15 protein-coding genes are annotated in these 13172 nt (G+C 70.9%); 10 read left to right on the top strand and 5 right to left on the bottom strand.

Annotation, left to right across the window (positions count from 1 at the left end; all coding sequences use genetic code 11):
- The first annotated feature begins 58 nt into the window (after positions 1–58).
- From ACPPVO_RS47705 to ACPPVO_RS47690, 4 genes are read left to right on the top strand one after another with little or no spacing between them, the layout of a single operon-like run.
- Positions 59–1216, top strand: coding sequence for an efflux RND transporter periplasmic adaptor subunit (locus tag ACPPVO_RS47705; protein ID WP_426505569.1), 1158 nt, complete (start codon positions 59–61; stop codon positions 1214–1216).
- Positions 1213–1878: an ABC transporter ATP-binding protein gene (locus tag ACPPVO_RS47700; RefSeq protein ID WP_426505567.1), complete on the top strand. Its 666-nt coding sequence runs from the start codon at positions 1213–1215 to the stop codon at positions 1876–1878. The genes ACPPVO_RS47705 and ACPPVO_RS47700 overlap by 4 nt, the downstream gene beginning before the upstream one ends.
- Entirely contained in the window at positions 1871–3076 is a 1206-nt protein-coding gene (locus ACPPVO_RS47695; protein WP_426505566.1) for an ABC transporter permease, read from the top strand. Before ACPPVO_RS47700 ends, ACPPVO_RS47695 begins: the two co-directional genes overlap by 8 nt.
- Positions 3077–3093: 17 nt before the next feature.
- Positions 3094–3600, top strand: a complete 507-nt coding sequence (locus tag ACPPVO_RS47690; protein WP_426505564.1) for a hypothetical protein — start codon at positions 3094–3096, stop codon at positions 3598–3600.
- Positions 3601–3762: 162 nt separating this feature from the next.
- Here the strand turns inward: ACPPVO_RS47690 and ACPPVO_RS47685 are convergent, their stop codons facing one another.
- Together ACPPVO_RS47685 and ACPPVO_RS47680 are read right to left on the bottom strand one after the other, a co-directional pair.
- A complete protein-coding gene (locus ACPPVO_RS47685; protein ID WP_426505563.1) occupies positions 3763–4611 on the bottom strand; it encodes an MFS transporter in 849 nt (282 codons plus the stop codon).
- Positions 4612–4908: 297 nt separating this feature from the next.
- Complete coding sequence (locus ACPPVO_RS47680) at positions 4909–5763, bottom strand: hypothetical protein (RefSeq protein WP_426505562.1); 855 nt, start codon at positions 5761–5763, stop codon at positions 4909–4911.
- A 15-nt stretch (positions 5764–5778) separates the two neighbouring features.
- On the opposite strand from ACPPVO_RS47680, the gene ACPPVO_RS47675 reads away from it, so the two are divergent.
- A complete protein-coding gene (locus ACPPVO_RS47675) occupies positions 5779–6759 on the top strand; it encodes a hypothetical protein (protein ID WP_426505560.1) in 981 nt (326 codons plus the stop codon).
- On the opposite strand, the gene ACPPVO_RS47670 is transcribed toward ACPPVO_RS47675, so the two are convergent.
- Positions 6760–7368, bottom strand: a complete 609-nt coding sequence (locus tag ACPPVO_RS47670) for a winged helix-turn-helix transcriptional regulator (RefSeq protein WP_426505558.1) — start codon at positions 7366–7368, stop codon at positions 6760–6762. It lies immediately after the preceding gene.
- Positions 7369–7475: 107 nt separating this feature from the next.
- Here ACPPVO_RS47670 and ACPPVO_RS47665 point away from each other — a divergent pair, with 107 nt between their 5' ends.
- Together ACPPVO_RS47665 and ACPPVO_RS47660 are read left to right on the top strand one after the other, a co-directional pair.
- Entirely contained in the window at positions 7476–8048 is a 573-nt protein-coding gene (locus tag ACPPVO_RS47665; RefSeq protein WP_426505556.1) for a dihydrofolate reductase family protein, read from the top strand.
- Positions 8045–8929, top strand: coding sequence for an NmrA family NAD(P)-binding protein (locus tag ACPPVO_RS47660; protein ID WP_426505554.1), 885 nt, complete (start codon positions 8045–8047; stop codon positions 8927–8929). The genes ACPPVO_RS47665 and ACPPVO_RS47660 overlap by 4 nt, the downstream gene beginning before the upstream one ends.
- A gap of 299 nt (positions 8930–9228) precedes the next feature.
- On the opposite strand, the gene ACPPVO_RS47655 is transcribed toward ACPPVO_RS47660, so the two are convergent.
- Positions 9229–9495: a hypothetical protein gene (locus ACPPVO_RS47655; protein WP_426505552.1), complete on the bottom strand. Its 267-nt coding sequence runs from the start codon at positions 9493–9495 to the stop codon at positions 9229–9231.
- Between ACPPVO_RS47655 and ACPPVO_RS47650 the strand changes: the two genes are divergently transcribed.
- On the top strand, positions 9476–9730 hold the full coding sequence (locus tag ACPPVO_RS47650) for a hypothetical protein (RefSeq protein ID WP_426505550.1): 255 nt from the start codon (positions 9476–9478) through the stop codon (positions 9728–9730). The two genes, ACPPVO_RS47655 and ACPPVO_RS47650, sit on opposite strands and share 20 nt — an antisense overlap.
- An 88-nt stretch (positions 9731–9818) precedes the next feature.
- The gene (locus ACPPVO_RS47645; protein ID WP_426505548.1) at positions 9819–9968 is read left to right on the top strand and encodes a hypothetical protein; all 150 of its coding nucleotides are present in this window, start codon (positions 9819–9821) and stop codon (positions 9966–9968) included.
- A 48-nt stretch (positions 9969–10016) separates the two neighbouring features.
- Here ACPPVO_RS47645 and ACPPVO_RS47640 read toward each other — a convergent pair whose 3' ends face one another.
- A complete protein-coding gene (locus tag ACPPVO_RS47640) occupies positions 10017–11612 on the bottom strand; it encodes a glycoside hydrolase family 44 protein (protein WP_426505547.1) in 1596 nt (531 codons plus the stop codon).
- A gap of 554 nt (positions 11613–12166) precedes the next feature.
- On the opposite strand from ACPPVO_RS47640, the gene ACPPVO_RS47635 reads away from it, so the two are divergent.
- The gene (locus ACPPVO_RS47635; protein WP_426505546.1) at positions 12167–13099 is read left to right on the top strand and encodes a glycoside hydrolase family 11 protein; all 933 of its coding nucleotides are present in this window, start codon (positions 12167–12169) and stop codon (positions 13097–13099) included.
- Positions 13100–13172 lie beyond the last annotated feature (73 nt).

Genomic DNA, 13172 nt, shown 5'->3' with positions numbered 1-13172 from the left:
TGAAATCCGGTCCGGCATCCCGACAACTTCCTGACAGTCGTCCGCCACGATCATCGGCATGACCGAGGACGACCAGGCCGAGCGGCCCCGCCGGCGGCGCTGGCCGGTGGTGTGGGCCGCCGCCGTCTGCACCGCGGTCGCGGTCAGCGCGGCGATCATCTGGGCCCGGGCCACCACCGAGGGTGATGATCCGGCCGCGAATCCGGCCGCGGTGGCGACGGTTGCGATCACCCGGACCGACCTGTCGACCAGCCGTTCGCTGCGCGGCTCGCTCGGATTCGGCGCGCCCCGGCCGGTCAAGAGCGGCCGCGAGGGGGTCGTCACCTGGCTGCCCCAGCCCGGTACGACGATCGGCCGCGGCGACGTGCTGTTCCGCATCGACGACCAGGCCGTGCCGCTGTTCGTGGGCAGCCCGCCGCTGTACCGCACCCTCGCCGCCCGCAACACCGTGGGCCGGGACGTGGCCATGGTCGCGGCCAACCTCAAGGCCCTCGGGTACGCCATCGGCGCCCAGCCCAAGCCGGGGGAAACGGTCGTGCAGGAGGCGACGACCTCGTCGGCGAGCGCGCCGCCGACCGGTCCGGCCCGGGTGACGGTGCAGGCCGGTGACGGCGTGCTCACCAACAGCCTGATCGGCGCGATCAAGCAGTGGCAGAAGGCCCGCGGACTGCCCGCCGACGGCACCCTCGAGGTCGGCGACGTGACGGTCCTGCCGGCCCCGGTCCGCGTCGACAGCGTCGCGAGCCTCGTCGGCGACCCGGCCACCGGCACCGTCATGTCCGTCACGCCCACCACGAAGGTCGTCACCGTGCAGGCCCTGGCCGGTGACGTCGGCTCGCTGCACGAGGGCGACCAGGCCACGGTCCGGCTGCCCAGCGGTACCGAGCTGCCCGCCACGGTCGGCGGCGTCGCCACGGTCGCCACCCAGGAGGGCCAGCAGGAGCAGACCGTCGCGGTGACGATCACCCTGCTCGACCCGGCGGCCGCCGGGCCCCTCGACGGGGCCGACGTCGCCGTGGAGATCGCCGGTGAGACCCACCGCGGTGTGCTGGCCGTGCCGGTCGGCGCGCTGCTGGCGCTGCGGGAGGGCGGCTATGCGGTACAGCTGGAGGACGGGCGGCTGCTCGCCGTGCAGACCGGTCTGTTCTCCCGCGGCATGGTCGAGGTCTCCGGTGCGGGCATCGCCGCCGGCGTGAAGGTGGTGACCACCTCGTGACAGTGCTGTCGGTGCGGCAGGCCGGCGTCGTCTACCCGGGCGGTGTCACGGCGCTGCACGAGGTCTCGCTCGACATCGCCGCCGGTGAGCTGGTCGCGATCGTCGGCCCGTCCGGCTCCGGCAAGTCCACGCTGCTCAACATCATGGGCACCCTCGACCGGCCGACCACGGGCTCGGTCCGGGTCGCCGGCTACGACGTCGCCGGCCTCGACGACCGGCGGCTCTCCGCGCTGCGCGGGCGGTGGCTCGGCTTCGTCTTCCAGCAGTTCCACCTCACCGACGGGCTCACCGCCGTTGAGAACGTGGCCACCGGCCTGCTCTACGCCGGTGTTCCGCGCCGCCGCCGGGGCCTCCTCGCGCGGGCAGCGCTGGAGCGGGTCGGCCTCGGCCACCGCCTCGAGCACCGGCCCAGCCAGCTCTCCGGCGGCGAGCGGCAGCGGGTCGCGATCGCCCGGGCGCTGGTCAACGAGTCCGCCCTGGTCCTCGCCGACGAGCCGACCGGCGCCTTGGACACCGTCAACGGCCGGACCGTCCTGGGCCTGCTGCGCCGCCTGCACGAGGAGGGCACGACGATCGCCGTCATCACCCACGACCGCGACATCGCGGCCGAACTGCCCCGCCGGGTGGAGCTGCGCGACGGCCGGATCGTGGCCGATGGCTGACGACCTGCGCCCGGTCCGGCTCACGCCGCTCGATCTGCTGGCCCTCGGTGCTCTCGGCATCCGCATCCGCAAGGTGCGCGCCGCGCTGTCGGCGCTGGGCATCTCCATCGGCATCGCCACGATGATCGTGGTCACCGGCATCCCGGCGTCCAGCGAGCGCGCCCTCATGGACCAGCTGACCCGGCTCGGCACGAACCTGCTGCAGGCGGTACCGGCGCCGCAGCAGAACGGCGAGGACACCGCGTTCCCGGCCGAGTCGGTCGCCATGGTCGGCCGGATCTGGCCGGTGACGAGCGTGACCGCGGTCGCCAACACCCACGCCGTGGTGCGCCGCTCGGATCTCATCGACCCCCGCGACGGCTCCGGCCTCACGGTCCTGGCCAGCCGGCCGGACCTGCTGGAGACCCTTGACGCGACGGTACGGTCGGGGCGGTTCCTGGACGCTGTGAGCACCACGTTCCCCACGGTCGTGCTCGGCTCCGTGGCCGCCAAGCGGCTCGGGTTCCCGGCCGTGCCGCCCGGCCCGCCGCCCCAGGTCGTTATCGGAAACGTCTGGTACAGCGTCATAGGCATCCTCAACCCCACTCCGCTCTCGCCCGACATCGACCGCTCCGTCCTCGTCGGCTGGGATTCGGCCCGCGCCTGGCTCGGCTTCGAGGGCCGCCCTACGGTCATCTACGTGCGCGCCCGGGAGCCGTCGATCGAGGCGGTGCGCGGCGTGCTGCCCCCGACCATCTCGCCCGGACGGCCCAGTGCCGTCCTGGTGACCCGCCCCTCCGACGCGCTCGCCGCCAAGCGAGCCACCGAACACACCTTCTCCGCGCTGTTCCTCGGCCTGGCCCTGGTGGCGCTGGTGGTCGGCGGGATCGGTGTCGCGAACACGATGGTGATCTCCGTGCTGGAGCGCCGTTGCGAAATCGGCCTGCGGCGAGCCCTCGGCGCCAGCCGCGGGCAGATCCGCGGTCAGTTCCTGACCGAGTCCGTCCTGCTGGCCGGGCTGGGCGGGGTGTCCGGCTGTGTTCTCGGCCTTGCCGGGACCACCGCTTATGCCCTGGCCCACCACTGGCCGGTCGTGATTCCGGCCTTGGCCGTCCCCGCGGCTCTCGGTGGGGCCGTCGTGGTGGGCGCCGTCGCCGGGGCGTACCCGTCGATGCGGGCGGCCCGGATGACCCCGACCGCCGCTCTCAACTCCGTCTGAAAGGAATACTCGTCACCGTGTACCAACCGTTTCGCCTTGCCGTACTGACGCTGGGGCTCGCGCTGCTGACGGCCTGCGGCACCGACCAGCCCTCGGCTCCCGACGTGGCCTCCATGGCGACCGGCGCAGCTTCGGCCTCGCCCGCGCCGAGCGCCGAGGAGCGTCCGCTCATCCGCACCGACGCCTCGAACGAGGAGAAGGACCGGCTGTGGAACGAGTACAACCGCTGCCTCGCCGACCACGGCCTCACCAAGGAGCAGCAGGACCGGGCCCAGAAGGGCGACCCATCCGCGCAGGCCGGTCTGCAGGCCTGCGCGAACAAGGAGCCGGAGCAGGTTTGGGAGCGGGCGAAGCGCACCGACCCGAACTACAACGACAAACTGCGGGACTGGGTGACGTGCGTCCGGGCGGCCGGCATCGACGCCTGGGAGGAGAACGGCTTCATCGCGTTCAAAAGCTTGCCGCCCGACGACCAGATGCGCAAGGTCGACGACTGCCAGGACAAGGCCTTCGGCAAAGGCTGATGGCGCTCGGGGCGGGGTTCAGGCCGGGACGCGGTCGAGGAAGCCGTGCACCGCGGCGACCCGGCCGTCGTGGATGACGGCGACGTCGAAACCGATGGCGATCGGCTCGGCGTCCGGGTGGCGCCGGTACTTAGGTAGTCCGTGCTGGGATGCCGGGCGGCGTTACTCCAGTGCGTTTTCCCGGACGACGGTACGCGGCGCCGTGGTGTGGGCGCGCCCGTCCAAGGTGTACCGGCGTTGCAGCGCTATCGCGATCGTCATGAGTACCGCCGGCACGAGGGTGAAGCCGTAGCGAATGGCCGTCAGCGCGCCCGAAGACTGTGCGGCGTGCTCGCCCGCGGTGCTGGCCACGAACCCGCCCGCAGCCAGGCAGGCCGAGTACACGTACGGCCCCAACGCGCTGCCGGTGGCCTCGGCGGCGGTCCACACGCCGGTGTAGCTGCCCGCGCCGGCGGTACCGGCCGGCCCGGCGGCGGCGACGACGTCGGGCACCATCGACAGAGGCATCAGCTGCATCGCGGCGAACGCGACGCCGAGCACGGTTACGGCGGCGATCAGCAGTGGCAGGCCGGCCGCGGCGCCCAGAGCCAGCACCAGCGAGCCGGCCACGAACGCGGCCTGGGCCGTGAGGAGGCTTCGCTGCTTGCCGAACCGCCGGGCCACCAGTACCCACAGCGGCGTGGCCAGAACCGCCGGTGCCATGAACGCCGCGATGAGCACGGTCGTGAGCGCGGCGCGGCCCAGCTCATACTCGGCGAAGTACGGCATGGCGGCCAGTACCAGGTTCATCGTGATCGCGACGGTCAGATATGACGCGGTCAGCACACGGAACTGCCGGTTGCAGGCATGCGACCGCGGCGTCGGCGTCCGGCCACAGCTGCGCCGATGCCCGGCGGATCGCCTCGACCGGCAGGGCCTCGGGTGCGGGGATGCCCCCGAGCAGGCGAACCGTTCCGGGGACGGGTGCGGCCAGGCTGGCGTCGACGAAGCCCTTCGGCGCCGAGAGCCCACGGGCCAGGGTCGTCAGCCCGGGCCGTTCCTCAGGTCCAGCGGTCATGTATCGCCTCCAAGTCCTGAGAGGAATCGTTCGGCGCGGCGCGCGAACAGGTGCGCCTCACACGCGGTGGACTGCGTGTGGGCGAGCTCGGCGGCGGTCCGGACAGCGGTGAGGGGTGCACCGCGGGCCTGCAGCAGGCGCGCCTTCAGCAGCAGGAGCAGCCCTTCGGCGTACCGCTGGCCGTGGCTCCACACCGCCTGGTCGGCCCGGTCGAGAGCGGCCTCGGCCCGGTCGGGCGATCCGGCGGCCAGTCACATCTCGGCGATCAGGGCGTAGTGGTAGGCGATGCCCCACTGCGGTGGCTGGAGCAGGTTGGCGACCAGGAGGGCCTCGGCCTCGGCCGCCCCGCCGGCCGGATCCTCGCCGGTGAGGGCACGTGCCCAGCACCAGCTCTGCCGGATGTAGTGGTCGATCTGGGCGCGAAGACGGGCGAGGCCGGTGGCGACCCAGCGCTCGCCGGCTCGCCGTGCCGCTGCGGGGTCCCCGGCCATGGAAGCGATCATGGTCGTGTAGTAGACCCAGACCGAGGCCGCGTACGGATCGCCCGGGGTGTCCCAGGTGTCGACGAAAGCCAGCGCGGCATCGACGTCGCCGTGCAGCGCGGTCATGACGGCCCGCCAGCCGGGCCCTTCCCCGGGAATGCTGCCATCCCGCCGGAGTGGTGTCTCCTCGTCCGGGGCGACGGTGCCGCCGGCGGCGGTGACGTCCTCCTCGGTGAAGGACCGGTACGCCTCGCCGATGTTGCCGACGTCCCACTGATGCAGGCCCCAGGCCTGCCGGCCGTAGCGTCGGACGGCGGGATCGGGGGACACCTGACCGAGCTCGTGCATTCGGCGGGCCAACTGCCCGCGGCCCTTCTCGATGGAGGTGTAGGCACCCATCAGACGGATGAAGAGGAAGTCGGCCGCCTCCGCCTCCCGGCCGAGGGTGCGGGCCAGGTACTCGGCCCGCTCCAGCAGATCGAATGTCGAGGCGTCGTACCCCGACTGCCGTCTGACCGGGCCCATGAGCGCCTCGTCTTCGACCACGCGGTCGCCGCCCTGCGCACCGCCAGCGGCCTGCACCGGCAACCCGAGGCGCACCAGCTCCTCTTCGTCCACCGCCACGGGCCGTTCGGCGCCGTGATCGCGGCGCTCCGGACGCAGGGTTCGGCGGCAGTTGTACCGGCCCGCCCCGACGAGCACGACCAGGTGTGCGCCACCATCGAACGTTGCGAGGGACCGGCCAGCGCCGACCTCGCCCGCGCCTGGCTGTCCGAGCAGCCCGAGCGACTGTCCGTGGTGCGCACCGGCGATCGCGTCGCCGGCTTCGCCCACCACGTGCTGTGCCCGAGCGGCTCCCCGCTGGAGGACCGCGACCCGGTCGTCCGCGCCGTGCTCGACCACGTCGCGCGGGAGGGCCCGATCCGCCCCGGCGAACACGTGCTGATCAACCGCTTCGCGGCCGGAGTCCGCGAACACCAGCACGACCCGTACATGGTGGTGGCCGGCCCGGTGTCCAGCATCATCGAATGGCTCACCCGCCCACTGGCCTGGTCATTCGTGGTCGTGGTCGACGACGCGTTCTGGGCGCCGAAGTTCGACTACATCGCCTTCGCCCCCCTGGTCCGCATCGAGGTCGGCGGCCTGCCCCACGTCGCGTTCGGCATCGACTGGCGCCGCCTGCCGGTCGGCAGCTGGCTGGACCTGATGTACGAACGCGGCCATACGGGCGGCACCGGCCCGGCCCCGGCCGCGCTGCTGCGCCCACCGCCACTGAGCCGCGCCCGCTTCGACGCTTCCGTCCGGGTCGCCCTGCAGTCCCTGCACCGTCCCGAGCAGCTCGCGGCCAACCCGCTGCTCGGCTCCACCCTGGCCGCGGACGCCACCCAGCTGCGCGCAACGATCGAGGAGGCCGTCGGCCAGGTCGGCAACCTCCCGAAGGGCCAGCAGCTCCAGGCAGTCCTGCACCGCACCTATGTGCGGCCGGCCCCTACGCAGGAGGCGGCGGCGGAGGTGCTCGACCTGCCGTTGAGCACATATCGTCGATATCTGGCCAAGGCCGTCGAACACCTGGCGGACATCCTGTGGACGATCGAGGTCGGCGGCGGGCGCGCCGGATAGTCAGCTACCCATGGCGGCCAGGAGCGCGACAGCGGTTTTGCGGTCTCCTTCGGTCTGGATGCCGTTGTCCCGCAGGCTGTTTGAGGTGGCTGCGAGGCCGTGCAGGAACGGCCGCAGGCGGTCTGGGCTGGCGATGATCCGCGCGTCGGGCCGGCCGCTCGACGCTGCGGTGACCAGCAGCCGGCCATCCTGCGGGAAGGCATGGAAGACCTCACCGTCGAGCTCCAGTTCGACCAGGCCGGTCAGGTTCTTGACCCTGGCCGGATTGGCGAATCCCTTGAGTGCGAGCGCCATGCTCGCGGGGGTGACCGGTGCCTCGATGTTGAACTGCGGGGACTGGATCCCCCACTGGCCCAGCGCCACGATGATCGGCTCCAGCTCGTGGCCCCGCTCGGTCAGCTCGTACACCCACGAGGCGGCCGGCGGAGGCAGCTTGCGGCGAGCGAGGACTCCCGCTCCGGCGAGCTCCTGCAGTCGCTGGGACAGCACGCTCGTGCTGACGCCGGCGAGCCGGCCGTCCAGATCCGTGAATCGCTTGGGCCCGAACAACAGCTCGCGGACCACCAGCAAGGCCCAACGCTCACCAACCAGGTCCAGCGCGTGTGCCACGGCGCAGCCCTCGTCGTAAGCCCGTCGCGTAACCATGCCCAAGTGTAACCTGCGAACGTCGAATTGGTCGCTTGTAAATCCGAAGTACTGACTGCTAGCTTCGCAGCATGACGGCTCAACCTCGGAAGCTCGTCGTCTCGTTCCTCACCACCGTGGACGGCGCGCACCACAACCCCATGTCCTTTGCCGGGCCGTACTTCGACGACGCGGCCGCGGCCCGGTCCTTGGCCGACCTCGAAGCGTGCGATGCGATGCTGATGGGCCGCAACACCTACGAGTACTTCGCGCATGGGTGGTCGAACGCCACGGACCCCTACTCGCAGCGCATCAACGACATCGCCAAGTACGTGTTCTCCTCGACGCTGACCGCTGCGGCGTGGAACAACACCAAGGTGCTGGCGGGCGACGTCGCCACCACGGTCGCCGAACTGAAGCAGCAGGGCGGCGGCGACCTCATGATCTACGGAAACGGCCGGCTCTCCAGGACCCTGCTCGATCACGGCCTCGTGGACGAGCTGAAAATCGCGGTCTTCCCGGTCGTCGCCGGCGCAGAAACGCCGTTACCGCGGCCCGGACGGACCGCACCCCTGCGGTTGGCGTCCACGCGAACCTGGACCAACGGGACCGTGCAGCTGACCTACGTCCCAGAAAGCTTCCCAGAAGGCGGAGTACCAGGATGACACTACTGATCGCCGGCGCGGCAGGGCGCCACGGCGCGACCGGCAACTACGCCGCGCGGCAGCTGCTCGCGCGAGGACTGCCCGTTCGCGCGTTCGTCCGTCACGACGATGACCGGGCCGCCGAACTCAAGGCGCTGGGTGCCGACATCGTCGTCGGCGACCTGCGTGACTTCGACAGCGTGCGCTCCGCCCTCGACGGAGTGACCGGCGCGTACTTCACGTATCCCCTCGAGGAAGGCCTCCTGGAGGCGACGACGACGTTCGCAGCCGCCGGAAAACAAGCCGGCCTGCAGTCGATCGTGAACATGTCGCAAATCACCGCCCGTCCGGATCATTCGAGCCCGGCCGCCCGCCAGCACTGGCTCGCCGAGCGCGTGCTCGACTGGTCAGGGATCGGTATCACACATCTGCGCCCGCCCTACTTCCTGGAGAACCTGATCACAATCGCCAGCGCGGCGACGATCCGAGCCGAGGCCAGGATCTATCTGCCGTACGGCAACGGGCGGCACGCCCCCATCGCCGGCCACGATGTCGCACGCGTAGTCGCCGGTGTGCTGGCCGATCCGGCCGCGCACCAGGGCAAGACGTACGTGCCGACAGGGCCCGCATCATTGTCCATGGCCGAACAGGCTGAGGTGTTCAGCCATGAGCTCGGCCGTCCCGTGGAGTACGTGGACCTCCCCGTCGAGCGGTGGCGGCAGATGCTGTCCCAGGTGGACGGCGTGTCCACCTACTTGATCGAACACCTCACACGGGTGGCTGAGACACACCAGCGGGGTGAGCAAGACATGGTCACCGACGTCGTCGAGACGATCGGCGGCGCGCCACCGAAGTCGCTGGCGACGTTCATCCACGAGAACCAAGGTGTGTTCGAGCGGTAAGCCCCGGGGACGGCGATGCGCCGTCCCCATCCAATGCTGCATTCGTTCCTCCTCCGCGCCTTAGGCGGCTCGATCTTCGCTCCCCGGCCGGTCCCGCCCGAGATCAATGAGCGTTTCATGTGCTGCGGCACCGGGCCCGTCGTCTCGATCCCCTGTGGACGGCCGCTGCATCGGTAGTGGCTATGGACGCGGCGATCGACCGACCGCACCCGCCGAGCGTTGGCCGGGGCGCACTGCAGGGGTCGGCCCTGGCTACCGCTGACTTGCGGTGATGTGATGTGGGCGCCCGAAGGCCGCCGTCATCCGTTCCGGATCGGGGAGTACTCATGAACCTTCGCAGGCCCGCGCTCTTCACCCTGATCCTTCCGCTCGTCGCCGCCGTCACCGTGGCCGGCCAGCCGGCCGACGCCTCGGTGGTCACCACGAACCACACCGGCAGCGGCGCGCCCGCGTTGGCGCAGGCCGGCGACCGGTTGTACATCGCGGGAGGACGCCGCACACACGATCGCCGTGGCAAGCTGGGTCGGGTCGACCTCGCTGGTAAACATGTCCACGGCGACGACCACGACGTATCCCACCTCCGGGCCCAGCCTTTCCTCGGCGACCTCGGATCTCTACATCGCCTTCCGCGGCAGCGACAACCACGAGTACCTCGGCTACTCCCAGGGCTGCTTCCCGACCTGCTTCCGCCCGGCTGACATCGGCACCGTGGTGACCTCCCCGATCGGCTCGCTCGCCTCGGGGTACGTCCTCACCTACTTCAATGCCGCCGGCAATCTCACCATCAGCAGCTTGTTCTGACGGTAGACCCCCACCCCGCAGGCATAGGCCACCGCGCGGCGCAGCGTGGAGGAGAACCTGGCCAGCCGGCAGAGTAAAGGAGTCTGTGATGTGGGCCCGTCGCGACGGAGTGGTCCGGACGTGGCTAGATGCACTCGGTCATGAGGGTCTGATCCTGTCCATCTACCCGCGCCACGGCGGCTTCCCGGAGTCCAGGCCGGTCGGCGCCGCCCACGGCGCCACGGGCGTCGAGGGCTGAGCCCGCGGCCCCGTCGAGGTCGACGGGGCCGCGGGGGCCGGCCGGCGGTCAGCGCCGGCGGGCCGGCAGGACCAGCAGCGTGACGGAGTTGGCCGGGAACGTCGCATCGATCCGGCCCCGCCGCACCGGCAGGTCCTGACCGTGCACGATCGCGTTCAGATCGGCCGGGCTGTAGGTGAACCGCTGCGCCGTGCCGGTGCCGTTGAACCCGGCGACCGACAGCGGCGACGCCTGATCGCTGCCCGTCTTGTTGACGACCATGACGGTCACCGCGTTGTCGCACAGGCGCTGCGCACCGTACACCGCCAGCTGCCCCTGGTCGCTGCTGACCGCGGACACGCTCACGTCACCGAACCGGCTGCCCGCGCCGTCGTAGTTGCGGTACATCCGGAACGCGTAGGCGCCGGGCTGGGTGGGCTGGGGCTCGCCCCACATGGTCGCGAGGTCGAGCCCCTCCCGGCCGAAGATTCCCAGCACGTCGCTCTGCGCCAGCGCGCCGTTGATGTTGTCCAGGGCGCCCCAGTTGTACTCCGTGATGGCGATCTTCGTCCCGGGGTAGTACTGCGCGACCCACGACTTCATCGTGCGGATGAACTGCAGCGGCGGCGCGTTCACGCCGCTCGGGCCGATCCAGGACTCCTCGACGTAGGTCGGGTCCCACAGCGAGCGCGTGGAGCGCAGCCGCAGCGCAGCGGCGTCAGGGTCGGTGCCGCCGCCGATCTGCGGGTAGTAGTGCTGGTCGAAATAGTTGAGGAAGCGCTTGCCGCCGTGGGCCGCGCTGAAGTCCCTCATGTTCTTCAGGTACCACTGCGAGAAGTTGAGCCCGCCGTGAGCGGCCGCGTCGGCGCCCGGTGCGCACCCGTCCAACCCGGACGCGACCCATTCGCAGTAGCCCCAGCCCGACGGGCCGAGCACCGCCGCACTCGGATCGGCGGCCCTGACGGCGGCCGCGGTCGCGGTGCTCTTGCCGCCCAGCTCGTCGTACGACACCGCGTCGGGATGCACGTCGCGGTGCGTGGCGTTCCACAGCACCGGCTCGTTGTCGAGCTCGTAGATCGACACCCCGCCGCGCGCCGCCGGGCCGAACTGGCTCACCAGATGCGACACCATCTCACCGTCGAACGAGGCATCCACGGCAATCGACGTGTCCGTGGGCACGGCGCCGGTGAGGTTGGCGCCGTTGAGCTTGCCGTTGCCGCAGTTGGGGTCCCACTGGTCGAACCCGTCCTGGGTGGGGAACCGGGTGGCGGGGAACCCGCACGCGAACGGGTGCGCGTCGGGGGAGTCCTTGGCCACCCATCCGCTCATCGGCACGGTGACGATCTGCTTGGTACCGCGGTCCCGGTTGGTCCGGACGAACGACTCGACCGTGTTGTCGGGTCCGGCCACGATGTTCTCGAAGTACCAGTCGCTGCCGGTGTTGTAGGTGTGGTTCTTGAAGTTGTACCGGGTGCTCGCGTTGCCGCCCCAGCGGGCCACCGGCATGCCGATCTCGGCGGCGAACGCCGGGTCCGCGCCGTTCAGGCCGTAGATGTCGGGGCTGATCACGTGCCGCGCGGCGGACACGTCGACGGACAGCGTGACGCCCGTCGTGGCCGCGGCGGCCGGGGCGGTCAACGCCCCCGTTGCCAGCGTGAGCGCCACTCCCAGAGTCGTGGCCGAACGCAGCTGCTGTCGCCTTCGAGCGCCCATCACGGATGTCCCCAATCGACCGTCCATCGATAACAATCGACGAGCGTGACTGGACGGCCGGGCTGCGTCAAGCCGTCCACCGCCGGTGGACGCCGGCGGCCGCGGGCCACGAGCGTGCCGGTCGCCCTTCCGTGTAGCCGTGCCCGGCGGGATCGGGCCGGGCCGGCCCGGGCGGGGCCGCCGACGCAGCGGTACGACGGCCGTGAACGTTACATCCGCTTCCTGGTGTGGCCGAGCAACCTTTCCGTCCCCCCGGACCACTCAAGGTGGTCGAGTCGACCGGGAACGGCTGAAGGAGAACCTGCAAGGTGTACATCGCCGGCCGCGTCGAGGTCAGTCGGCCGCACCACCGGCACGGACCTCAGCTACGGCGCCCCGGCCGCCGCGGCAGGTGCCCTGACCCCCACTCAAGAGAAGGCACGCAGATGAACGATGCTCCCGCCCGACCGAAGGGGCGCCGTGGCGGCCGTGCCACGGCGCTCGTCGGCGGTGCCTTCGCCGTCGCGGTGGCCGCGGCGATCCTGCCCGGCACGGCTCATGCCGATACCACCATCACCACGAATCAAACAGGTTCCAGCAACGGCTACCACTATTCGTTCTGGACCGAAGGGGATGGGGCGGCGTCAATGACCCTCGGCTCCGGTGGTGGCTACCGTACTTCCTGGAGCAACGCCGGAAACTTTGTCGCCGGCAAGGGCTGGGCCACCGGCGGGCGCATGAGCGTGAGCTATTCGGGCAGCTTCAATCCGTCGGGCAATGCGTACCTTTCTCTGTACGGGTGGACGACCGGCCCGCTCGTGGAGTACTACATCGTCGACAACTGGGGGACGTACCGGCCCACGGGGACGTTCAAGGGCACGGTCACCAGCGACGGCGGCACATATGACATCTACGAGACGACGCGATACAACGCCCCGTCCATCGCCGGCAACACGACGTTCAACCAGTACTGGAGCGTCCGGCAGTCCAGACGATCGGGTGGCACGATCACGACTGGTAACCACTTCGACGCGTGGGCCCGCTACGGAATGAATCTGGGCGGATTCAACTACATGATCGTCGCGACCGAGGCATACCACAGCAGCGGGAGCTCCGACATCGTGGTGGGCGGCACCGCCGCGCCCCCGGGCGCCCCGCGACCGACGACGGCCTCGCGCACGACGGCGGCCGGGTCGCCGACTCTCAAAAGGTCTGCCTCCGGGTCCCCGACCGCGGTCGCGTCCACGGCGGCGAGCCCCGCGGCGGCGCCGTCCGGGCCGGCGCCCTGGGCGTCGACGTCAGCGCTTCCGCCGGCGGACAACGTCCAGGTAGCGGCCGTGCCGGTCGGATCCGTGGGTGGTGGTACCCGGTTCATCTGGCTGGTCGGCGCCGTCGCGCTCCTGGCCGCCGGCGCGGCCGCCGGGATGTTGCTGAGGTACCGCCGCACCCGCAAGCCATAACCGCACCCGTTCACCTCACGCTCGACGAAAAGGGGCCACCGGCGTGGTGCGGAGAACCGTACGCACCGGTGGC

It is taken from the genome of Dactylosporangium sp. McL0621 (assembly GCF_049995355.1).
Lineage (GTDB): Bacteria > Actinomycetota > Actinomycetes > Mycobacteriales > Micromonosporaceae > Dactylosporangium.
This window is presented reverse-complemented; position numbering and strand designations above follow the sequence as displayed.